This window comes from Levilactobacillus muriae, from assembly GCF_045862015.1.
In the GTDB taxonomy this organism is placed as follows: Bacteria; Bacillota; Bacilli; order Lactobacillales; family Lactobacillaceae; genus Levilactobacillus; species Levilactobacillus muriae.
On sequence record NZ_BAAFRU010000019.1, the window covers coordinates 1 to 23,463 of the forward strand.

At 50.2% G+C, this 23,463-nt stretch carries 19 protein-coding genes and 1 pseudogene; 10 read left to right on the top strand and 10 right to left on the bottom strand.

The window, feature by feature from the left end:
- Nucleotides 1–214: 214 nt before the first annotated feature.
- Together ACKTSF_RS11725 and ACKTSF_RS11730 are read right to left on the bottom strand one after the other, a co-directional pair.
- Entirely contained in the window at nt 215–1,201 is a 987-nt protein-coding gene (locus ACKTSF_RS11725; RefSeq protein ID WP_407889643.1) for a GMP reductase, read from the bottom strand.
- A gap of 24 nt (nt 1,202–1,225) precedes the next feature.
- Entirely contained in the window at nt 1,226–2,512 is a 1,287-nt protein-coding gene (locus ACKTSF_RS11730; RefSeq protein ID WP_407889645.1) for an adenylosuccinate synthase, read from the bottom strand.
- Nucleotides 2,513–2,784: 272 nt separating this feature from the next.
- On the opposite strand from ACKTSF_RS11730, the gene purB reads away from it, so the two are divergent.
- Both purB and ACKTSF_RS11740 read left to right on the top strand, forming a co-directional pair.
- Nucleotides 2,785–4,080 carry an adenylosuccinate lyase gene (gene purB, locus ACKTSF_RS11735; RefSeq protein WP_407889647.1) on the top strand — a complete coding sequence of 432 codons (1,296 nt, stop codon included), beginning with the start codon at nt 2,785–2,787 and terminating at the stop codon, nt 4,078–4,080.
- Between the two features lie 26 nt (nt 4,081–4,106).
- Complete coding sequence (locus ACKTSF_RS11740; protein WP_407889649.1) at nt 4,107–4,337, top strand: hypothetical protein; 231 nt, start codon at nt 4,107–4,109, stop codon at nt 4,335–4,337.
- A 313-nt stretch (nt 4,338–4,650) separates the two neighbouring features.
- Here ACKTSF_RS11740 and ACKTSF_RS11745 read toward each other — a convergent pair whose 3' ends face one another.
- Together ACKTSF_RS11745 and ACKTSF_RS11750 are read right to left on the bottom strand one after the other, a co-directional pair.
- Nucleotides 4,651–5,595 (bottom strand): alpha/beta hydrolase, encoded by a 945-nt coding sequence (locus tag ACKTSF_RS11745; protein WP_407889651.1) that lies wholly within the window; start codon nt 5,593–5,595, stop codon nt 4,651–4,653.
- A 302-nt stretch (nt 5,596–5,897) separates the two neighbouring features.
- A complete protein-coding gene (locus ACKTSF_RS11750) occupies nt 5,898–6,692 on the bottom strand; it encodes a tyrosine-protein phosphatase (protein WP_407889653.1) in 795 nt (264 codons plus the stop codon).
- 163 nt (nt 6,693–6,855) lie between these two features.
- Here ACKTSF_RS11750 and ACKTSF_RS11755 point away from each other — a divergent pair, with 163 nt between their 5' ends.
- Nucleotides 6,856–7,743 (top strand): alpha/beta hydrolase fold domain-containing protein, encoded by an 888-nt coding sequence (locus ACKTSF_RS11755; protein ID WP_407889655.1) that lies wholly within the window; start codon nt 6,856–6,858, stop codon nt 7,741–7,743.
- 221 nt (nt 7,744–7,964) lie between these two features.
- Nucleotides 7,965–9,812, top strand: a complete 1,848-nt coding sequence (locus ACKTSF_RS11760) for a S53 family peptidase (protein ID WP_407889656.1) — start codon at nt 7,965–7,967, stop codon at nt 9,810–9,812.
- 389 nt (nt 9,813–10,201) lie between these two features.
- Here ACKTSF_RS11760 and ACKTSF_RS11765 read toward each other — a convergent pair whose 3' ends face one another.
- From ACKTSF_RS11765 to ACKTSF_RS11775, 3 genes are all read right to left on the bottom strand, one after another.
- Entirely contained in the window at nt 10,202–12,019 is a 1,818-nt protein-coding gene (locus ACKTSF_RS11765) for a DUF5776 domain-containing protein (protein WP_407889658.1), read from the bottom strand.
- Between the two features lie 420 nt (nt 12,020–12,439).
- Nucleotides 12,440–13,096 (bottom strand): YczE/YyaS/YitT family protein, encoded by a 657-nt coding sequence (locus ACKTSF_RS11770; protein ID WP_407889660.1) that lies wholly within the window; start codon nt 13,094–13,096, stop codon nt 12,440–12,442.
- Nucleotides 13,097–13,165: 69 nt separating this feature from the next.
- Nucleotides 13,166–13,900, bottom strand: a complete 735-nt coding sequence (locus ACKTSF_RS11775) for a gamma-glutamyl-gamma-aminobutyrate hydrolase family protein (RefSeq protein WP_407889662.1) — start codon at nt 13,898–13,900, stop codon at nt 13,166–13,168.
- 976 nt (nt 13,901–14,876) lie between these two features.
- Here ACKTSF_RS11775 and ACKTSF_RS11780 point away from each other — a divergent pair.
- The 3 genes from ACKTSF_RS11780 to glpK all read left to right on the top strand — a co-directional run bounded on the left by ACKTSF_RS11780 (nt 14,877) and on the right by glpK (nt 17,667).
- Complete coding sequence (locus ACKTSF_RS11780) at nt 14,877–15,122, top strand: hypothetical protein (protein WP_407889664.1); 246 nt, start codon at nt 14,877–14,879, stop codon at nt 15,120–15,122.
- Nucleotides 15,123–15,297: 175 nt separating this feature from the next.
- Nucleotides 15,298–15,951, top strand: a complete 654-nt coding sequence (locus ACKTSF_RS11785; RefSeq protein WP_407889666.1) for an endonuclease III domain-containing protein — start codon at nt 15,298–15,300, stop codon at nt 15,949–15,951.
- A gap of 198 nt (nt 15,952–16,149) precedes the next feature.
- Nucleotides 16,150–17,667: a glycerol kinase GlpK gene (gene glpK, locus ACKTSF_RS11790; RefSeq protein ID WP_407889668.1), complete on the top strand. Its 1,518-nt coding sequence runs from the start codon at nt 16,150–16,152 to the stop codon at nt 17,665–17,667.
- A 233-nt stretch (nt 17,668–17,900) separates the two neighbouring features.
- Here glpK and ACKTSF_RS11795 read toward each other — a convergent pair whose 3' ends face one another.
- The gene (locus ACKTSF_RS11795; RefSeq protein WP_407889670.1) at nt 17,901–18,758 is read right to left on the bottom strand and encodes a DUF368 domain-containing protein; all 858 of its coding nucleotides are present in this window, start codon (nt 18,756–18,758) and stop codon (nt 17,901–17,903) included.
- Between the two features lie 197 nt (nt 18,759–18,955).
- Between ACKTSF_RS11795 and ACKTSF_RS11800 the strand changes: the two genes are divergently transcribed.
- Complete coding sequence (locus ACKTSF_RS11800) at nt 18,956–19,699, top strand: SDR family oxidoreductase (RefSeq protein ID WP_407889672.1); 744 nt, start codon at nt 18,956–18,958, stop codon at nt 19,697–19,699.
- Between the two features lie 120 nt (nt 19,700–19,819).
- On the opposite strand, the gene ACKTSF_RS11805 is transcribed toward ACKTSF_RS11800, so the two are convergent.
- Together ACKTSF_RS11805 and rlmD are read right to left on the bottom strand one after the other, a co-directional pair.
- Nucleotides 19,820–20,275, bottom strand: coding sequence for a hypothetical protein (locus tag ACKTSF_RS11805; RefSeq protein WP_407889674.1), 456 nt, complete (start codon nt 20,273–20,275; stop codon nt 19,820–19,822).
- Between the two features lie 209 nt (nt 20,276–20,484).
- Nucleotides 20,485–22,008 carry a 23S rRNA (uracil(1939)-C(5))-methyltransferase RlmD gene (gene rlmD, locus ACKTSF_RS11810; protein WP_407889676.1) on the bottom strand — a complete coding sequence of 508 codons (1,524 nt, stop codon included), beginning with the start codon at nt 22,006–22,008 and terminating at the stop codon, nt 20,485–20,487.
- 334 nt (nt 22,009–22,342) lie between these two features.
- Here rlmD and ACKTSF_RS11815 point away from each other — a divergent pair.
- Nucleotides 22,343–22,609, top strand: a pseudogene (locus ACKTSF_RS11815) (ABC transporter permease); the annotation flags it as partial.
- An 11-nt stretch (nt 22,610–22,620) separates the two neighbouring features.
- Nucleotides 22,621–23,457 carry an oxidoreductase gene (locus tag ACKTSF_RS11820; protein WP_407889678.1) on the top strand — a complete coding sequence of 279 codons (837 nt, stop codon included), beginning with the start codon at nt 22,621–22,623 and terminating at the stop codon, nt 23,455–23,457.
- Nucleotides 23,458–23,463 lie beyond the last annotated feature (6 nt).

A 23,463-nucleotide genomic window follows, 5' to 3' on the forward strand; every position in this document is an offset into this window, starting at 1 on the left:
GTGGATGGATATAGGTCTGCGACTATATCCCTTTTTTGTACATTTTTTTACATTCTTTGATTATACAAAAATATCCGTTGCCAGTAATCAAATTCATTTGATTACCAACAACAGATATTTTAGAACCAAAATCAGCGTCTAGCTGATTTTTAGGGGTAACTTTAGGTGTGTTTCAGAGTATTTCAATGGCGCACTGGATTAAGTGAGACGGCGGTTAGTAGCTATCACCGTTCATGATGGAGCTCTTGACGATGACGTAATCCACGGTCCGGATGTCTAACAAGTTGCGACCGCCGGCGTAGGAGATTGAAGATTGGAGGTCTTCTTGCATCGCGTTGAGCGTGTCAGCGATGTTGCCACGGAATGGCACCAACATCTGCTTACCCTCAACGTTTCGGTAGGCCCCTTTTTGCTTTTCGGATGCGGAACCCCAATATTGCTTGAAGGTCCGGCCGTCGATGGTTAGCAGGTTACCAGGTGATTGTTGGTGACCGGCGAGCATTGAGCCAATCATGACCATGCTGGCGCCGAAACGAACGGACTTGGCAATGTCACCGTTGTAGCGAATCCCACCGTCGGCAATGATTGGCTTCCGGGCAGCCTTGGCACAGAGTCGGAGGGCGGCTAGTTGCCAGCCACCGGTCCCGAACCCAGTCTTGAGCTTGGTGATGCAGGCTTTACCAGGACCGATACCGACCTTGGTCGCGTCAACACCAGCGTTTTCGAGCTCACGGACGGCTTCAGGGGTGCCGACGTTCCCGGCAATGACGAAACTGTCAGGAAGTTTGTCCTTGATCTGCTTGATCATGCGAATGACCGCATCGCTGTGGCCATGGGCAATATCGATTGTGATGTATTCTGGCACTAGGTCAGCGGCAGCTAATTCGTCGATAAAGGCGTGTTCGTCAGCCTTAACGCCGACGCTAATGGAGGCAAACAATGACTTTTCGTGCATCCGTTCGATGAACCCCCGCCGCTCTTGGGGTTGGAAACGGTGCATGACGTAGAAGTAGTCGTTTTGGGCAAGCCAGATAGCTAGCGGCTCGTTAATGACCGTTTCCATGTTGGCAGGGACCACCGGAATCTTGAACCGGTGGGGGCCAAATTCGATGCTAGTATCGGCATCGTGACGGCTTTCAATGATACATTTGTTGGGAATCAATTGAATATCTTCGTAATCAAATACTTCGGCAGGGTGCATGTAAGGTCACTCCTTATTCGTGAATTAGGCGTTCCAGACGTCTTGCAAAATGTTCGTTTGCTCGCGGTCTGGACCGACGGAAAGCGTTGCGATCTCGACGCCGACTAATTCAGCTAATCGTTTAACATAGTTTTGCGCATTAACGGGTAGGTCTTCTACCGCGTGGCACTGGGTGATATCTTCAGTCCAACCTGGGAATTCATCGTAAATGGGCTGGCAAGCATCAAGGTCAACCAGACTAGCGGGGTAGTGGTAAATTGTTTCGCCGTTGAGTTCGTAGGCTTTACAGATTTTGACGGTCTTCAGACCAGTCAGGACGTCCAGGCAGTTCAGTGACAGGGTGGTCAAACCAGAAACACGCTTGGCGTGACGAAGAACAACACTGTCGAACCAGCCAATCCGACGCGGGCGTTTCGTAACAGTCCCGTATTCGTGACCGGTTTCGCGAATGGTATCGCCAATCTCGTCGAACAGTTCAGTTGGGAATGGGCCATCGCCGACCCGAGACGTGTAGGCCTTGCAAACGCCGACAACGTGGTCGATCTTAGTGGGACCCACACCAGCACCGATGGTCACGCCACCGGCAACGGGGTTTGAAGACGTAACGAAGGGATATGTCCCATGGTCGATATCTAACATGACACCTTGTGCACCTTCAAACAGCACGTTTTTGCCGGCATCTAATGCGTCGTTGATGACGACGGATGTGTCGGTCACGTGATCTTTAATCTGTTGACCGAGCGCGTAGTATTTTTCAAAAATCTCGTTAAAGTCTAGCGGTTCTTCATTATAGAGTTTCGTTAAAACGTTGTTCTTTTCAATTAAGTTTTGCCGGAGCTTGTCGGCAAAGATGTCGTGATCAAGCAGGTCGGCCACCCGAATCCCGATTCGTTCGGCCTTATCCATGTAGGCGGGGCCGATCCCCTTGTTGGTCGTCCCAATCTTATTCTCCTTCATCTTTTCTTGCGCTTGATCCAGCAAGATGTGGTAAGGCAGAATGACGTGAGCGCGGTCGGAAATCCGGAGATTATCCGTAGCCACGCCGTTTTCGTGCAGGTAGGCGAGCTCTTGAACCAATGATTGTGGGTTTAAAACGACACCGTTACCGATGACGCTGGTCTTGTCCGCGTAGAAGATCCCTGAAGGAATCAACCGCAGTTTAAACGTTTGACCATTAAAAACAATGGTATGACCGGCGTTGTCACCACCTTGGTAGCGGGCGATGACATCAGCCTTCTCACTTAGAAAATCTGTGATTTTTCCTTTACCTTCGTCGCCCCATTGACTACCAACTACTACTGTTGATGACATAACAACACCTCATTACTTTATTTTACTGAGCCGAACACCCAGCAAGAATAAGTGTAACAAGTTCGGAAATAAAAATCAACTAAAAAGCGAACAATTTTTATATTTATAGTTGATAAAGTTCTATTTATTTCTATATAAAACTAATTATCCGGTAGATGCATACAAAATTGCTGGCTAAAATAGGATGATCTATGGTATGATTACTTTTGGAGCTACATGAGCTATAATTAAATAATGTTCGGGTTTTAGTCCGTATTTATAGGAGGAAACGCATGTTAGAACGTTATACCCGACCGGAAATGGGTCAGATCTGGTCATTAGAGAATCAATACAAATCTTGGTTGGCCGTTGAAATTGCCATTGATGAAGCTTGGGCGCAATTGGGAGAGATCCCTACCGCAGATGCTCAGAAGATTCGGGACAACGCTACCTTTGACGTGGAGCGTATTGCTGAGATTGAAGCCGTGACCCATCACGATATGGTTGCCTTTACGCGCAATGTCTCGGAGTCGCTGGGTGATGAGCGGAAGTGGATTCACTTTGGTGTGACGAGTACCGATGTGGTGGATACAGCGCAGGGCTACCGACTCAAGCAGGCGAATGCCGTGATCCGTCAGAGTTTAACGGCGTTGATTGCGACCTTAAAGAAGCTAGCACTACGGTATAAGACGACTGTCATGATTGGTCGGACCCATGGGGTTCAGGCCGAGCCCACCACGTTTGGGTTGAAGATGGCGCGTTTCTATGAAGAAATGCAACGGAACTTGGCTCGCTTCGATCGGGCGGCTGCTGAAGTTGAGACCGGAAAAATCAGTGGGGCGGTGGGAACCTTTGCCAACGTACCCCCTGAAGTGGAAGCATTCGTCTGTAAGCAACTCGGCATTACGGCACAGCCCATTGCCACACAGGTGCTCCCCCGCGATCTTCATGCAGATTACGTGGCAACCCTGGCCTTGATCGGAACCAGCGTGGAAAATATTGCGACCGAGATTCGTGGGCTACAGCGTTCGGAAATTCATGAAGTCGAGGAACACTTTAACCCTGGGCAGAAGGGGTCTTCAGCAATGCCACATAAGCGAAACCCGATAGGATCAGAAAATGTGACCGGGTTGGCGCGAGTTCTGCGCGGGACGATGGTCACAGCATATGAAGACGTGAGCCTCTGGCACGAACGGGATATTTCTCACTCTTCGGCTGAACGGATGATTCTACCAGAAAGTACGACGCTGTTGGATTACATGCTGCATCGAATCAACCGGATCTTAAGCAACTTGGATGTTTTCCCGGAGACGATGAAGACGAACATGAACCGGACGTACGGCCTGATCTACAGCCAGCGGTTACTGTTAAAGTTGATCGAATCAGGTCTTAGTCGTGAGGACGCTTACGACCTGGTTCAACCGTTGACGGCACAGGCCTGGGACCAACAGGTACAGTTCCGACCATTGGTAGAAGCAAACGCCAAAATTACGGCGCGCCTGACACCAGATCAAATTGAAGATGCTTTTGACTATCACTATCACCTACGTCGCGTGGCTTACATTTTTCACCGGTTAGCTTTAGACTAGCGCACACTCTAGGGGGAATGGCACACATGAAGACGACTTATTCAGTGACTGACGCACAGCAGAACTTACAAGCACTCATGCAAGCAGCCAGCACGGGGACACCCGTTAAGATTGAAACCACAGTGGGTAAGCAGCAAGGCGCCGTTCTCCTCAGTGAAGCGCGCTGGGAAGCCATTCAGCAACAGCTTGCCAGTCAAGAACCACAGGATGAACTGCACCACCGCCAAGACTTTTACCGGGCGTGGGGCCGACTGTAAATCCGTATAAACGAAAAGAACCGCACCGTCTCGGGGAGAGAACAGTGCGGTTCTTTTTTATGAGGAGTGAGGTCACTTAGGGGGAGTGACACTCAGTTTAGAGGAGTTGGTTAGGCTTGAGGGAACCTAACCAGGATGCGATTCTCTTAGGGGGAGAGAATCTTAAAGGGATTGGATATATAGAATTTGACTAGTAACAGTTATTGGCTAATTACTATGATTATTACTATACCCGGAGTTTGTGAATAGAAACGGGGGAAATCTGTGACGACTTTTTGACAATTTATTAAAGGAATTCTAAACGTGTGAAGCTTTATGCGTCATTCGCATCAAAGTAGGTTTCCAGGAACTCTTCAACATGGGCTTGATAGCGGTTAGGATTGATCCAGAAACTCTCAGCGTGTGAGGCATTTTTCACGATCCACAGTTGTTTAGCGGCATGGGTCGCTGCGTAATTCTCATAGGCCATGCCGACTGGCACGTAGACGTCCTTTTCCCCGTGGATGAAGAGAATGGGTCGCTTATTTTTCTTGAGCTGGTCGGTCGCCGTCACATCGCCCAGATAGTAACCCAACCGCCGCTTAGAAATAGTGCTGACAAGCGGTTCAATTGGGTACTTTGGCAAATGAAATTGCCGTTTGAGCAGATAGGTCAGCTCAGCTTCGATGCTGGAGTATCCACAGTCGGCGATGATGGCTTTGACTTGGGGCGGCAAACTTTCACCGGATAGCATTTCCATGGTGGCGCCACCCATGCTAACGCCGAACAGGAGAATCTTCACGTCGGCATTGGCTCGGTCAATAACCTGTTGAATCCACTGAAGATAGTCTAGCCGGTCTAGCCAACCAAAGCTGATGTATTTGCCAGCACTCTCGCCGTGACCGCGATCATCGGGTAAGAGAACGTTAAATCCTAGACGGTGGTACATCTGAGCAAAGTTGGCCATGGTTTCTCCGTTGCCTTTATACCCGTGAGAAATGATGACGGTCTTGGCACTCGGTGTCTCAGCAGGAATATATTCTGCTACCATCCGGTTCTTCGCATCGTGCTCGTGGAGGTACCATTTTTCCTTAGGAACGGCTTGGTACCAGTCCACATAAGCGTAGTAGGCGTCGGCGTATTTTTGCTTATCGGCAGAAGTTTCGGGAACATAATTGACCCGCTTAAAAGCAAAGTTAAAGAGTCGTTCACTAGCAAATAACGAGGTCGCCGCAATACCAACCAGAGGGAGAGTCCAAGTCAACGTTTTCTTTTTCAATTAATCAGGTCCTTTCATATTTTGAGATTGATTGTGTTTTTTGATCGAATTGGTTGTAAGAAGTGTTTTTGAATAATTGTCAGGTGACAGCGACAAATTTAATACTACTGAGGGAACGAAGGGCATTTACCCACAATGAACGTGTACCGCAAGTTGGAAGCCCACTCTTTGGCCTCACAGCAGGTGGAATTCCTAGCCACCGTAGACGATAATCAATAGCTATCCGAGTTCCTTGTGGTTAAAAGCCAGACTAACCAATAAGCGATTAGTCTGGCAGTCATTCGGCGATTTGTCAATCCATTTTAATCCAAGTAAAGTCGTTTCAGGTCAGTAATATCGTGACCAGAGAGGCCCAATACATCACGTAGATAGTCCTGGGCGCCACCATATTGGGTATTCACAATCTTAGTGGCTGCGTCAAAGTAATCCGGGCTAACCGTGTAGAGAGCCCGCATATTGGTGATGAACGTCTGGCTCAGGCCACGGTCCTTAGCCGCCGCGCTCTGTTGCGCAATCTTTGGTGCAATCACGTCATTAGTCATCAGGTAATCTTGGCGAATCACTTGGGGATCAACACCCAAGGCACTCAAGGCAAAGTAGGCACCCATTCCGGTGCGATCCTTGCCAGCAGTACAGTGGAATAGCACAGCTTTGTCCGGTTGGTCATTTGCCAATAAGGTTTCAAAGAAGTCGTGGTAGGCAACTTGCGCGGAACGCAGCGTCATCATCTGCTGATAAACATCCAGCATATGATTGTGGCCGGATTGGTCGTCAGTCGAGAAGCGTTCCACCAACTGTTCCTGTGATGCCGAGGCATCCGTCTCATCGTCGGCAGGGAAGACCGGAAGAAAGTGATAGTTGACGCCAGCTGGAACCTTGTCAGGTGACTGGCGTTGTTCGTCCTTAGAACGAAAGTCGACGTCAGCGACAACACCGTAGTCAGTAAGATGCTGTTGATCTGCGGGGGTGAGGTCAGCCAAACCGGCAGTCCGAATCAGCTTATGCCACTTTACTGTTTGCCCGTCGATCGTGGGATAACCCCCTAATTCTCTGAAGTTGAGGCCCCCAGTCACAGCGATAATTCGGTTGTTTGTCATTACTATTTCCACCCTTTCCTGTCAGTTGCTACGCGTTCTATTTTAACGGTTTTTGCAAAAATTACCTAGTAATTGCTTCTGGGGGAAGCGCTTTTTCGCGAAACGCTGTATACTGGCATAAGGGTAAAGAGAATGAAGAAGGCAAAAAGATAGGGTGATAGTCGTGAGTTTGCGTGGGAAATGGTTACTCTTCAAGACCCAGCATAGTCAGCTCAAGCAGCAGATGCAGCAAGCATTTTTACAACCCAGTCGGCAAAACCGCGCCGTGGTGCCTCAGAGATTCCCGGAAGCCATTGTGACTAGGGAACGTGAAGTCTTTGGTGGCCGGATTCTCACCGCGGGTTCAGGTGCGCCGTTGCCCCAGCACGTGATCTTATTTCACGGCGGGGCCTATACCATGCAAGGGACGACAGGTCACCGGAAATTAATGGTGGCGATGGTCCAGCAAGCTAATCTGCGTGTATCCTATGTTGATTACCCGTTAGTTCCTGAGGCCACCGTGGATCAGACGGTGACGTTCGCGATGAATGCTTACGAATATCTGCGAGCACAGTATCCGGATGACCAATTCTTCTTAATGGGGGATTCGGCCGGCGGGGGGCTGGCGCTGACCGTACTCCAGCAGTTACAGGAAAATCAAGAACCATTACCGGCTGGAACCGTTCTCGTCTCGCCGTGGACCGATCTCAGTATGATGAATCCCGATCTTAACGTGGCTGCTAAACACGATCCGTTCCTCACGCTGACAACGTTAAAAAAGATTGGCTTTAAATACGCGGGGAATCATCCGGTGACGGACCCCATCGTCAGTCCCATCTATGGTAACTTTGACGACCTGGGACCAATCATGCTGTATTATGGCACCAATGAATTGTTATGGGCCGACGACCAGCGGCTACTCCAAAAGTTGGAGACGGCCAGTGGCACGCCGTTCACGGCACACGTGATGAAATCGATGCTTCATGACTACATTCTGTGGCCAGAATTGCCGGAATCTAAAAAAACTTTCAAAGAAATCAAACAGTTTATCTTAACCGGTGAACTAGAATAAGTCACAAAATGGGTAGTCGCAACGCTAAATGGTTGCGGCTACCCGTTTGCTTATCCCGAAAAACGGTGGATAGGGGTTCTGTTTGATAGGGTAACTAATTGTGTCAATCATGGGTAACTGACCCCGCAAATTCACTGGTAGCGGGGTATAATGGCCCTAACTAATAGGCGACAATTGTTACCCATTAATTAGATGTTACATAGAGTCGTAGGAGGGATTGGATGAAGGGACGATTGATTTTAGCCAGCCTGTTAGTGGGGTTGGTTGGTTGTGGTGGCGTGCAGGCCCAAGCGGCCGCGACCACTACGGTGGCAACACCTTATCGGGAGAGCGAATTGCGTAATTTGAAACAAGCTAAGCAGGTGTCGGCCGGCAAGACGATCACCTTGGACCTGGTCTTGAAGACTCGTAACGGCAGTAAGCTGACATCGACTGCTTTGGCGGTCAACACCACAGGCAGTAAGCAATTCAAGAAGTACCTGACGCCTAAGCAATTCCGACAAAAATTTGGACAGTCAACGACCACGACGAAGCGGCTGGCAACTTACTTCAAGGCCCATCATTTAAAGGTGACGACCTATAACAATGGGTTGATCATGCAGTTAAAGGGGTCTGCTTCCGCGGTGAACAAGACGTTTGCAACCAAGCTGAAGACGGCCCGTTATCATGGTGAGAAGATTCAGTATGCCAAGAAGACGCCTAAACTACCCAAGAATGTGGCGAAGCCTATCAAGGCTGTCGTGGGGATTACCAACATGGTCAAGCTCAGTAGCTTAGCGGATACATCAGCTACGAGCACCACGGGACCGACGAGTGATGGCGCGCCACAGAACTTCTTGACGCAATATAATGCGACAACTAAGGCGACCCAGGGACAAGAAGGCAAGGGTCAGACCATTGGTATCATTAGCTTTAGCAAGGTGGTCAAGTCTGACATTACCCACTTCTGGTCGGCCGAGGGTGTGGCGTCCTCAGCGGCGCGTATCAGCGTGAAAGCAACCGGGGGCGATAACATTTGGGGCGATGTGGACCCCGGCAATGACGAGACGGCGCTGGATGTTGAACAGGCTGGGGCGATTGCACCGAAGGCCAAGATCCGCGTGTACACGGCATCTTTGAGTGATGTCGGTTGGATCAACTCGTTTGCCAGCGCCTTTGCCGAGAACAAGGCCAGCTCGCTATCGTTGAGCTGGGGCCTGTCGGAAGGTGTGCTCCAGAGTCTTAATAAATATCATCTGCTGACACCACTGTACGGGAGCATTATGAGTACGCTGCTTGCACAGGGGGCGACGCAGGGAATTTCAACCTTTGCGGCGTCCGGCGATACCGGTGCCTATGGGGAGAGCCTGAATCGTGATGGGTCAACTAACGAGGGGATTTACGCCAATTTTCCAGCGAACAACCCGTGGGTCACTGCAACTGGTGGAACGACGCTTCCTGTTGAAGGAACGTTAGCTAACGATATCACAGTTAAGGTCGATCGAGAACGAACCTGGGGTGGCGACTATCTTTTCGCAGCGTACCAGAAGGACAAGACATTCTTCACCAAAAACGATGATCTGATGGGGATGCTCCAAGCTGGTAGTGGTGGGGGCATTTCCACACTATACAGTACGCCGAAATATCAAAAGGGCGTATCCGGGATAAATACTTACAATGCCCGGCAGTATCTGACGGCGAGTGGTCTGCCTAACTTGACAACCAGTCTGATTCACGGCACGGCGAGCGGCCGAAACTATCCGGATGTTGTCGCGGATGCGGACCCACTGACGGGTTACGATTCCTATACGGGTTCGGATGGCTGGAATGTCATTGGCGGAACCAGCGTGGTAGCGCCACAGTTTGCGGCGATGACGGCGGTTATCAACAGCAATCGCAGCAAGCGCATGGGGCTGTGGAATCCACAAATCTACAAGTTAGCACAGACGGCGAAATCACCGTTCACCAAGCTAGATGCATCGACCGACAACGGCAATCTCTACTACGTCGGCCAACCGGGCAAGATCTATAACCAGGCAGCGGGGTTGGGGACGGTTGATTTTGGAAAGCTGGCGGGAGAATATAAATAGAGTGCGGAGAAAGGCGGTTAGGTCCTGAGCATTAACGTCATTAAGGTAAAAAGCCCGGGCCTGGCTTTTTGACTTAATGGGGTTAAGCGCAGGGACCTGCCTTTCGGAGCACGTTTCGGCAACGTAGACTTAGAGGAAGTCTTTGAACAAGTAGAATGGCAATGAACCTGGCTTTTGCCCTTATTGGGGTTAAGCGCAGGAGTCTGCCTTGTGGCGCACGTTTCGGCAATGTTAAAACTCGCGCGCAATCCCAAGCGGTCGTAACAAATCTACAAAGTAACTCCCCCAAAAAACAGTCTCAACTCCAAAATTTCTAAACTAATCAATTCAAAATCAAAAAAGAACCGTCTCCCAGTCCAGCTGGAAGGCGGTTCTTCATGTCTTAATTCTTACCTAAATGTACGGACAAGCTGCTTATTCCCGGTAATATAGCCACCGGTAACTTGGTACCGCAACGTGTCACGTTTACTAAAGTTATTGGCATTTGAATAAGTCCAGCCAGTCACTTTGAGAATAGTGTGTGCGGAGAAATGTTTGTTCAGGTTCGTGAGGTTAGCCGTCCCGTAGCGGTTCAATGCAGTCTTAGCTTGAACGCGTTTCGGCATGGTTTGCTTCCCGGACTGAACGAGCATCTTGTTGGCGGTGATGTAGCGGCCGTTGGTCAGGACGAAGCGGGTCGTTAAGTTTTGGTTCACGATCTTCTTGACCTTCAGAACTTGGCCTTGCTTGTAGTGGGCCTTCTTGTTGGTCAGGTTCTTCTTGCTGTAGGCGTTGACGCCCTTAGGATTGATGACGGTAATGATCTTGTGCTTAGTCGCGTAGTAAACGCGGCTCGTGTACTTGGCGTTAGCTGTGACGTAACCAGTCTTGCCATTAGTCTTGCTGTGATGATTGACATCCTTGACTTGGTAACGCTTGACACCGTTCTTGGACTTGGCATACCCTGTGACCACAAACATGGGACGGTTGATGCGGGCCTTCTTCGCGTACCATTGTTTACGGGCCTTGTTGGTGAAGGTGGCATTTTTGTAGAGACCGAGCTTCTTTGTGGCGTAGATCACAGTGCCCTCGGGTGCAATTGTATCGGCGTCTCCACCAGTGGTGATGACGGCGGCGTAGGTGTAGGTCACGGACTTGGCCGTAGAACTAAAGGTTCCCGTTTCGTCGCCCGTCGTCTTGGTAAGGGCGTAGCCATCGATGTCGAGGGGATCAGTCTTGTAGCTACTGCCCAGATTACCAGTTAAGGTCTTGTCCGGCTTCAGCGTGTTTCCTTGGTCATCGACGTAGTGGACGGTGACGGGCTGACTGGTAGCTGGTGTTGGGGCGGGGATCGTGGGTTTTTCTTCAAACCAGAAGCTGTAGGCCATTAGACCGCTCAAAAGTAAACCACTCATCTGATAAGTGCCGTCAGCTTGTTTTAGATAATAGTCAGACATCGGCTTATTGATCAGTGAGAGCATTTGACGAGCGGTAGCATCTGGATCAAGGGTCATTAACTTATCGTCTGAATAGTTACTCAAGACAGTGTTTCCGATTAGGCTGGTATAAATGACTTCCCCAACAGCATCATAGGTGGCTTCATCGCTGAACATTTGATCCGTTAGCGATAGGAGACCTGCTGCAATGGGAGCAGCCTTCAATTTCTTTTGAAGTGAGTCTCTGTAGTCGGTTTGAAGCTGATCAAAAGTAATAGCGCCCGTGCTCTTTTGGGCAACGTGATTAGCCAGCCATACCATTGTATATGGAGAAAGTGTTTGTTGTTCGCGGAGTTCATCTTTCGTAACGCCTGGTAGTGCCGAAGCGTCGTAAATGTAATCGAGGTAGGATTCATTTAAGTCGACCGTGACAGGTGTCGCAAGCTGTTGCTGAAGGGTGCTTTGTGTATCCGAAGGGAGAAGGGGATTGTCAGCGACGAGTTTATTCATATAGTCATCATTGTTAATCTCGTCCGCAGTTAAAACGGCAGGCGCATTCGGGTAGGTATAATACTTTGTAATACCGTCTTTGTCACTAATTAAGGTATATGGCATACCGATTGATCCAAATTTAATTGTTGTTTTTGCGTCATCGCTAGCCTTAGTCGTGGCTGCGTTCGCATTGTTTGAAGTGCCGGTGCTGTCAGCGTGAACCACGCTGGGACTGACGACGCCTCCGAAGAGAATTAATGATAAGCCGGCAATCGCAATTTTTCTAGTCATCTTTAACATTTAGCTCACCCCGTATACTTTTCGCTTCTTTATTTGAAAGCAGTATACCATAATTAAATATATAATATAAGGGGGCTACCGCTGGCAGACGGGCGATTATAGCCTATCCAGTTAAAATGAAATGAGATGAATAATAGGCAAAAAAACTAGTTGCACACGAGAACTGAAATGGGGTAATCACATGATTTACAAACGAGAAAATAGTTCATACGATGGTTCTAGTTTAAAATTTGCTTGTGCTAATGATAGACATATCAAGTGATTAAGACACGCTTTGTCTCAGGTCAAATTGGTTTTTGGTATGTTCGAATTACCTACCCAATGATGACAGTCCGTTAATATTTTTTAAATTAAAAAGAGGTTAGGACGATAGGGTTCTAACCTCAAATAGCTCACAAATTTTTTTATTTGAAGAATAATTTAAACATCCACGTGGTGTTTCAACTTTGGGAAAACGTGGTAGTCGGACCAGCCCATGACGGCACCCTGAGCGACCAGTGCCAATATCGTTCCGAAGCCGATGGCGTGTAACTGACCAGTAAAGATGTAGGATAACACGATAATCGTGACCGGCGGAATGTAGCTAGTCCACTGGGCGATGATGGCAGAACCTTTGAGGAATCGGAAACGCAGAATGTAGGCCAAGTCATCATTGGGGTGCATGATGATGTTGCAGCGCTGGTAGATGGACACGGCGACGGCAACACCGAATAACCCGATGATATCAACAATGACGCGTCCGGTTAGATTCAGCGTGTTGACGCCAATCCAGTTCCAGAAGTAGCCAATCCACTCGACCAAGTAACTGAAGGGGATGATGTAGAGGATGTTGGAGACGAACCGTTTGCGATCGAAGTGACCCAGAAACAGTTGGTTCATGATGGTGACGACAATCCCGTAGCCAAACAGGGTTGTTCCCAGAGGGACGTGAATCCAATTCGCCAAGTTAACGGATGACCCGGTCCAAACAGCACTCCCGAGGTTGGTTGAAATTGTCAGGGCATTAGCGGCGGAATTTAAAAAGATGGAGAACACTAAAAAACGCATGCGTTGTCCAAAATCCTGCATCTTCGCCACCGTGAGTCACCCTACTTTCTTTCGTCTACTCCCTAGTGTAGTTTACTTTGGGAGCAATGAAAAGCTTTTTCACAAAGTTGTCGTCCGCTTAGCTGCCCGCTGGACAAAGTTTGCGAAGATCTGACGCGAGTCTTCGTGATGTTTATACATGTTTTCGGGATGCCACTGCACAGCCAGGATCTGATCGCTGTCTGGTGATTCCAAAGCTTCGACGACGTGATCATCAGCGATCGCAGTTACTTGGAGGCTTGGTGCGACGTCTTTGACAGCTTGGTGGTGCCGCGAATTAACGTAAGGCCGAGAGCCTACCAGCGTACTCAGCATACTACCGGGCGTGACGGTGATATGATGGCTGGGCTGGTTGCCCATGGCCGCCTGGCTGTGCTTGATGTAGGCGGTCGCATCTTCGCTGAGATCCTGATACAGGGTGCCACCCAGACCAACATTGATCAGTTGCAAGCCCCGGCAAATGCCGAGAATCGCCTTATTATTGGCGACGGCCTGTTTCAATAATTCGATTTCAAAGAGGTCGCGTTTGCGGTAGGTCTTGCCCAATCGGATGTGGGGTTCTTCATTAAAGAAGGTCGGGTCGACATCGGCCCCGCCGAGAAAGAGGACACCATCGAAGAGGGGCAGGTAGTCCGCAACGTCGGATGGGTCGACGCTCGGCAGGATGATGGGGAGGCCGCCGGCTTTGACGATGGCCTCCACTGCGGGGCGAGGGGCAAACGCAGCGTTTCGTTCGTTAATGATATTGGTGGCTTCGTCGAGAGTGTCGGCGGGTAAAGCAATGCGTGGGCGCATAGCGTCGCTTCCTTTCAATGTTTGCGACTCATACAGATTTAATCTGCAATGAAGTTTTGACAGCTAACTGTCTTATCTAGAAGCTTGGTTGTGATTTATCAGTAACATGCTAATGGTCGCACTCCGGCTGTCAGGAATTCCGCTTGCTGTGGGGAACGCCTCCAGCCAAAAGGCGGGCTTCCGACTCGCCTGAAAGCCGCCAAGTTCAGGCGTCTCTCAGGTCGTCCCACGATGTAAGGCCGGGAGAAAATCGCCCGGTCTAACATCGTCGACACGGCTAGCTCCATCCCTGACCGCCTCCGGCTTTGATTGTGTACATCAATTTCAAACACCGAATTTCAGATGGTTGTTAGGGGTTAAGCATAAAACAATAACGTTTCTATAGGCGTAATCCACGTTACCTCAAACCAACTACGTCAGCCGAGAAGTCGGCAGATATGGGCTCAGGCGCGTCGTTCTACTTAGTCAGGGGGTGATTTCCCCGCTGGCTTAGTAGAAAACCAAGCTTGTAGACTCGGTCCTTTCGAGGCTTCAAGTTGTGTTCGCACCGATCCAGCCCATATCTGCCGGCCGGTAAGGCGATGGTTGGACAATGTTGCCTAATTTTAGCCTCTGTATCGTTGTGACAACGGTCATAATGAGTATTTGGAACTTTCAACCTTCAGGTAATATGATGATACTGCTCAGTATACCCGTCGTGCGACGCCTTTGTCACGCTTATTTGGCGAATTGGAATTTCTGGTAGACCGGGTCGTAATCGGGGGTGAAATGGCTTTAGGAATAGCGCTTTATTTGGGGACTGGCGGCGACGATTAATGGCAATTTTCGGAATCTATGTAGTTGTTGAAAACCTTAATATAATTGATTTGGAAACGCTACCTAATTTGTGAAAAATATTTTGACAAAATAGTTCACAATTATTTTGAATAACCCTACAATAGAATAGTAGACAAAAAAATAAAGCGAGGTAAACATGATGACAGAACGTCAAGTGATTCAAGAGATTTTGAATTCTGAAGCGATTCTTTACAGTTTTGAAAACGTCGATGAGGATTCGAAGGAATACACGCTTTTGTTGCAACGCCAAGATAAGGATGTTCGGCCCGTTGAGGAGTTAAACGACGAAATCAAAAAGTATTTCGAAAGCGCTGACTTCGAGTACAAAGAAGAGTTGAATCCCGAAGGCGAAGGCGATATCCGCTTAGTCATCAAACGGGTTTAATCTTTACATATTCGCAGTTATGGTAGTGAATAGGGCGTAACAAATTTTAGACTTACTGGAGCTTGGGGCTGACCTCGGGCTCTTTTTAGTGTCATTAAAGTGCGTTCGCTGGCGGATTTTTGGCGATTTCGGTAAAATAGATGGGACTGATTTTTTCGAAATGGAGGCAAGCAAGGTGACGCTAGATGAACTGTATCACACGATGGCGAAGGAGATGGGGCCGCAGCCCTGGTTAAAGCCCGGCACACCGTGGGCCGAAACACCCGTGGAAATCATGCTAGGGGCGATCCTGGTTCAGAACACTAATTGGCGCAACGTGGAGCCGTCACTGATCGCGCTCAAGGCACAAACTGGCTTTGACCCAGCCAAGTTGCGGGACTACACACAAGATACGCTGATTCCAGTAATTCGCAGCAGTGGCTTCTACCAACGCAAGAGTGCGGCTATTCTTGCGCTGGCGACTTGGTTGGGCGAGGCCAACGATGATTTGGCCGCGTTGAAGCAACGTGATGGGGCTAGTCTACGCGCAGAATTGCTCGGCATTACGGGCATTGGCAACGAAACTGCCGACTATATCTTAATGTACACGCTGGATCACGGCACCTTCATGGTCGACACCTATGCGCGGCGGTTATTCAGCTGGCTAGGTGCAACTATGCCCAAGACGTATCCGGCTTTTCAGAAAACGGTCATGCGCCAACTCGATTTTGGTTTGACTGACTACCAAGAATTCCATGCCTTGATCGATGAGTTCGGCAAGCAGGTCAAAAATGACACTGATTTTGCGCAATCATTCTTAGCGGGGAAACAACTGAAGGTTACAGACTAAGATTGTCATTCGCGACTGCTAGGGATTCTGCCGGCCGGTAAGGCGAAACCGACATGGATTTAAAAGCTTAAGGAAGTGGCAAAGTGATTGGAACCCGATACAAAATCTGGTGTTTTCAACCGGGGTCGTGCTATGATGAGTGAAGTGAAATTGGAACCGCTTCCGATTTGAAAGCAGTTATGGAGGGAGTAAATACATATGGCACTTAAACAACCGGAAGATTATATTTTGGCGGTCGATCAAGGGACCAGTAGTACCCGGGCCATGATTTTTGATCACACCGGGCGCAAGGTTATCGAGGGCTTCAAGGATGTTCCCCAGTATTACCCGCATGCGGGCTGGGTCGAATCCGACGCCAACGAGATTTGGAACAGTGTGCTCTCGGTGATCGCCAGTGCGCTCATCGATGCCTCGATTCATCCAGAAAACATTCAAGCCATTGGTATCAGTAGTCAACGAGAAACCACCATTGTGTGGGATAAAATTACTGGCGAACCGATTTATCACGCCATCGGTTGGCAAAGTCAACAAACGGCGAGCTTGGCGAAAAAGTTGGCTGCAGATGGCCGAACCAAGGCCATTAAGGATAAAACCGGACTGGTGCTGGATGCCTACTTCAGTGCAACCAAGATTCGCTGGATTTTGGATCACGTGCCGGGCGCCCAAGAGCGCGCCGAGAATGGTGATCTGCTCTTTGGGACGGTCGACAGTTGGCTGGCCTGGAAGCTCTCTGGTGGGAAGATTCACGTGACCGACTACAGTAACGCCAGTCGGACCATGCTCTTCAACATTCACGAGCTCAAATGGGATCAGGACATTCTCAGCTGGCTCAACATTCCTTCAGCGATGCTGCCTGAGGTGAAGTCGAGTTCCGAAGTCTACGGCGTCACGCAAAATTTCCAATTTTATGGGGTGGAAGTCCCAATTGCTGGTCTGATTGGGGACCAATCGGCCGCCTTGCTGGGGCAACTGGCCTTGGCACCCGGTACCGTCAAGAACACGTATGGCGATGGGGCCTTCGTCATGATGAATACCGGTGATGAACCGCAGACATCCGAGCACAATCTACTGACGACGATTGCGTATAAAATGGATGGTAAGGTGACCTACGCGCTCGAAGGGTCGATCCTAGTGGCTGGAACCGCGCTGGCTTGGCTTCATGAGAGTATGAAGATTATTGACAACGTCCCCGAATCCCGTCAGGCTGCCATGGCCTCGACAGATGAGGATGAAGTCTACGTGGTGCCGGCCTTTAACGGATTGGGGGCACCGTACTGGGATCCCGATGCAAAGGGGGCCGTCTTTGGCCTGTCACGGGGGACGAATCGTAACGACTTCGTGAAGGCGACGCTACAGTCAATTGCCTACCAGACCCGTGATGTCTTGCGAACCATGAAGCAGGATACTGGCATCGATATTTCCGAACTAATGGCCGATGGTGGGGCCTCCCGGAATCGCTACCTGATGCAGTTCCAGGCTGATATTCTCGACACGCCGGTGCAACGGGCGGCTGATGAAGAGACTACAGCGATGGGGGCGGCCATTACGGCGGGACTGGCCGTGGGGTACTGGAAGGATCTGGATGAGATCAAACAAATTCGGACCGCCGGGCGGTTATTTACGCCCAACATGTTGCCGGATCGTCGCGAGCACCTCTATGCTGGGTGGAAACAAGCGGTGAAGGCGACGCGGGCGTTCAAGCCAAATAATCTGTAGCCGATTTGTGCTGTCATTAAATCATTGAATTTCTAAGGGGGGACCGTTCCGGATGGAATGGCCCCCCTATTTATAACTAATGTAAAAATTGCGGTTTTAGTCTCACTTTTTTTGCAAAGAGAAACGAACAATTGGGTTAACCCGTTCGGCAGTGAAATGTCGAATTCTCTCAACCGACGCCACTTATAGACTAACGCCGCGAAAAAAAGCTAGTTTTTCGCGGCGTTTAGAATTTACTTGTATTTAATTTCGAGTCGGCTCATCCAATAGCCTAGGCCCACCCCAACGACCAGCGCCAGTGCACTGAATAATAGGGTGCTCCAGGTCGCTCCGGCGTAAGAAATGCTTTCGGCGGCGTGAGAATTCGGCACCAGAATCAAGACGGTACTGGCGACCACAATCCCCAAGATGAAGTGGTACACGCGCGAGTGGAAACGGTGAATCAGGTAGTCCATTCCCTTGGAGAAGAGAATCATGGATAATAGCCCCCCCAGCGCAATTGGCAGGTAGACACCTAGCAAATCAAAGTTCTTAAAGCCGGTCAGCATGGGCGTGAATAGCCCCAGAATCAATAGGAGGTTGGACGGGCTTAAGCCGGGTACCAGCACACCCAGAGCGATCAGGATACCGGCCACCATGAATCCCCAGAAGTTGGCGGGAAGGGTGCCGAAAATATCGCTCATGAAGTACAACAGACCACTACTGATCAATAGGGTGCCGAAGAACCAGCCGTAGTCCGCAGCGTCACGGGGTGTTTGAGAGCTGGCCGTCTGCATCAGCGCGGGCAGTGTTCCCACGATTGCGCCAGCAAAGCCCCACAGGACGACAACTTGCCAGTGGGCCAACAGGTATTCCAAGGGGGCCGAAAGCAGGGCAATCCCCACGATGCCTCCGAGGCCGACCGGCACAAAGTACCAGAAGTCGCGTTTAAAGTTCTGTCGGAAATGGGCCATGAAGCCCAGTAGTCGTTCGTAGATGCCCAGAATGGCGGCAAGAACCCCGCCGGAGACACCTGGAAGAATGAAGCCTAGTGCAATGATCACGCCTTTGAAAAAGCGTTTCAGTGGGCCATCGGATCGCGTCGTTTGCATGCGTTTCTCCTTTTTTTGCTTAACCGTCATAGTCGTAGTCCTCAATTTACCAAATCCCACGCAGTGGCGCAACTAAAACCGGCTAAGCGTGAGCTATCTTAGGAATTAATTTAAAAAAGTTCAACTGTGGCCTTGACTTCGAGTTACTCTAACCGGGTATGCTTGCTTCATCAAATAATGTATAGGAGCGATTCAATATGACGGTTAAAGATAAAGTTGTTGTGATTACGGGGGCCTCTTCCGGTATCGGTGCTGCCACCGCAAAGTTATTAGCCAGCAATGGCGCGAAGGTTGTGTTGGGTGCTCGGCGTGAGTCTCGTCTCCAAGAACTCGTCGGTGAGATCAAGGCTGCTGGCGGTCAGGCCGCTTACCAAGTGACTGATGTCCGGGAAGCCGCCGAGGTCCAAGGCCTGGTTGACTTGGCTAAGTCGCAATTTGGCGGTATCGACGTTATCTTCAATAACGCAGGTATCATGCCAACGTCGCCCATCAGTGCGTTGCACGTGAAGGAGTGGCGGGACATGATTGACATCAACCTGTATGGTGTGCTGAACGGGGTGGCTGCGGTCATGCCCGACTTTACCAAGCAAAAGCATGGTCAAATCGTCACGACCTCCTCCGTTGCTGGTATCAAGAGTTTCCCAGGTTCCGGTGTCTACGGCGCCACGAAATTTGCCGTACGAAATCTGATGGAAGTTATCCGGACAGAAAGCGCTCAGGAGGGGACCAATATTCGGACGGCCACGTTGTATCCAGCCGCCATCAACACGGAGTTACTCCACACGATTACCGATGAGGGGGCCAAGCAGGGGATGGATCAACTCTACGATGCAGTCGGTATCACGCCGGACGCTATCGCACGGGTCGTCAACTTCGCTATTGACCAACCCGCCGAAGTTAACGTTAACGAGTTCACCATTTACCCAACGAAGCAGGCATAAGACGAGAGTCAGCTACAATCCCTATCAAAAAACGTTCAGAACATAACCTGTTCTGAACGCTTTTTATGCGCTTAATAGTTATTGTCGAAACACGTCCTGACCAAACAGGCCACGTTTCAGTTAGTCGTTGTCCTTAGGTTGAGACCAGTAGCGGGCGTGGGTCAGAATTTCCTTAGACCGGTCATCTGCTGGGACGAAGCCCTTGGTGAACAGATGCTTGAAGTACATCATGTTGTAGAGGAATCCCCACAGGAAGCCGCGTAACATTTCCCAGCCGCCGACCGCGAAGAACTGGGCGAGCTGATTGACGGGAACCATCATGGAGAGTACCATCATGAGACTTAATTCCACACCCATGATACAAAATAAATTGTACCAGTCAGCCCGGAAAAGGGTTGGAAACGGGGGGAAAAGAAACATCGTCCAGGAAAATCCGACCTTGGCGATACGCATATTCCCCGTTTCGGGATTAACAACGGTAGCGTAGTTTGGCGGTAACGGCAGACCTTGAGGGCCGTCACCATTTTGGTTATCAGGATCATCGTCGTTGTTAAAGCCCTTGAAAGGATCTTGCATGTCATTTGCCAACTTTCTACAGAATTCAGTGTTATTACGTTAAATAAAAGTCTAACACGAAAAGACGTGTCTGCCTATTAATCTATTGGTTGCGATTATTTGGTGCGGGTTAAGTGGTGACTACACGTCACCAAGACAGAGTACCTACCGGATAACAAGCACCACGTTAAACGACGATTGAATCCCTCAAAAGATCTGAGAAGTGCTAATTAATGACGGCGACTTAATTTAACGACGGCTTCACACCGGGCCGTCTGGGGCATCATGTCCACGGACTGAATGTAGTCAACTTGATAGTCGTGCGTCAATTCAACCAAGTCCTTGGCCAACGTTGAGGGGTTGCAGGAGATGTAGACCAATTTTGGTGGTCGCACCGCTAACAAGGTTTCAATCAACGTGTCATCCAAGCCAGTACGGGGTGGATCGACCACAATGGCATCCGGATGGAAACCAGTCATAATCCACTTTGGTAGGAGTTCTTCGGCCGTACCAAGTTCATAGTGGGTGTTGGTGATACCATTAGCAGCGGCGTTCTCATTGGAATCCGCCACAGCTTCTGGGATCACATCCATACCACGTACTTCCTCGGCAACATCTGCTAGGGAGAGACCAATTGTTCCGATACCAGAGTAAGCATCGACAACGGTCTCGCCGGGCTGTAAGTTCAGTGCCTTCTTGGCTTCACCGTAGAGAACTTCCATTTGTGACGGGTTCAGCTGGAGAAAGGCCCGTGCGGAGAGCTTGAAGGCAAGACCGTCGAGCTTTTCCGTAATGGCTTCAGCGCCTGCCAGATGAACCGTTTCGTCACCCCAGATGAGGGAAGTCTTGCCAGGGTTGATGTTTTGCATGACGGAAGTGACTTGGGGCAGTTCATCTGCAATCCGCGTCAACAGGTCATGCTTGTGTGGTAATTTTGGCGAATTGGTGATGACTACCAGTTGGACATCGTCAGTATGAGCTGCGGCGCGAACTACCAGCGTTTTAACGATACCGGATTCAGCTTCTTCGTCGTAGATCGGCATATCTAAATCCTGGAGCATCTGCACTACGGCACGCATGACAGTCATGGTCACGGGCATCTGGACGGAACAGGTCTCTAGGTCAACCAGGTCGTGGCTGCGCTCAGCGTAAAGGCCGGCTTCGACCTTCCCCTCTGCATTGCGACGAACCTGGAATTGGGCCTTGTTCCGGTAGCCGTAAGGGTCGTCCATCCCCAAGGTTGGTCGTAAATCGTAGTGGCGGTAGCCCTCGGGCTTGTAGCGTTCGAGAGATTGGGCAACGACATCTCGCTTGAAGGCCAATTGACCAGGATAGTCTAAATGTTCCAGCTCAAAACCACCGACTTGATCGGCGTAGCTGTCGCGGGGTTCCACGCGGTGAGGACTGGTCTTACGGACGCGGTGAATCTTGGCCCGCAGGTAACGCGTTGCCACACTGGTGACCTCGGCAACGACTTCTTCATCCGTTAAGGCACCGGGGATGAACACGGCCATCCGCTTGTAGTAGCCGATACCTTCACCGTTGATGCCCATGCGCTTGATGGTTAGTGGGAAACGCTGGCCAACTTCGACTTGAATTTGGGGCGTTTCTTGGCGTGGTCGCCGGTTCGTTGGCCGGTGGTTAGTGTTGGGCTGGTAATGGTTTCCAGCACCGTGTTGGCGCCGGTCGTTGCGGTCATTGCGGTCATTGCGGTCGTTATAGCCGCGGTGATTCTTTGACTCATAATTTGGCATATTTTCTCCTACTAGGTTGACGTTAGTTAAGTTAAATTCTTAATTCCGAACAGTTACGGTCTTGAATAGTATACCAAACTTTAGAGCATACCGGGGCCGTGAGCTTTTTTTACCAAATTGAAGCCGTTTCCATAGGCAAGGTGGCCCCGTTTGGGTACAATAAGCTTATATGCGTTTATCGCTCACACCGGCGGTTGATTGCGCCTTATCGCGGGTCGCAAATTGGCTGTGGCGCTGCGGGCGGACGCTCCGAGCCAAAGGGCGGTCTCGAAGCTTGCTTTGAACCTCTGAGAACCGAGTTTCAAAGGCACCAATTCTCTAAGCGACGAAGGACGCTTCTCGCGACATGATCCGGGCCAGTATCAAGACGGGCATGCAGCCAACCATCGACTCCGCCAAGACCGTGGGGATTGTGAGTCTGCCGGGAATGATGTCCGGGGTGATTTTTGCTGGTGTGGACCCGGTTCGAGCAATTAAGTATCAGATCATGGTCACCTTCATGTTAATGTCGGCGACGAGTATTGGCTCGGTATTGGCCTGTTACTGGGCCTACCGAGAGTTCTATAATGAACGTAAACAATTAGTTGGTTCGTCAAATTAGGAGGAAAATATATGGCACATCGAAAAGTTGCGTTGGTTACAGGTGCATCGTCAGGAATTGGCAATGCGATTGCACGGAGTTTACATCGAAACGGGGTTACGGTGTACGCCGGGGCGCGGCGGGTCGGCCGGATGAATGATCTCGACGACCTAGGCATCACGACGCTGGCACTTGATATTACCGATCCGGCTAGCGTGGAAAGCGCGGTCGACCGGATCGTCAACGAGACTGGTCGGGTGGATATCTTGGTCAACAATGCCGGGTATGGCTTGATGGGTGCGGTCGAAGACGTTCCCATGGCACAGGCAGAGGACCAATTCAACGTGAACCTCTTTGGGGCGGCACGGCTGATTCAGTCGGTTCTGCCCATGATGCGCCAACAGCACGCCGGTCGGATCATCAACGTGACATCGGTCGATGGCAAGGTGGCCCAGCCCTTTGGCGCGTGGTATGTGGCCTCTAAATTTGCCTTGGAAGGGCTATCAGATGCGCTACGCTTGGAACTCGACCCTCAGGGCATCCACGTGGCGGTGATTGAACCGGGAGCAATCCAATCAGAATGGGCAGATATTGCGGCTGACCATTTGCAGGAACTGTCCGCGAATGGCCCGTATGAGAAGGATGCTGGCCGAGCAGCGGCGATTCTAAAGGCTGTCAAGAAGTTCTCCAGTAAGCCCAAGGTCGTTGCCCGGTTGGTGGACAAGGCGGCACTGTCTCGGCGGCCCAAGACCCGTTACTCGGCGGGCGCGGGGAGTCAAATCTTGTGGGTGCGGCGTTTCCTGTCCGATAAGATGATTGACCGCATGTGGCAAGTCATTGGTAAAGCGGCTGAACAGATTACCCGGTAACGCGAG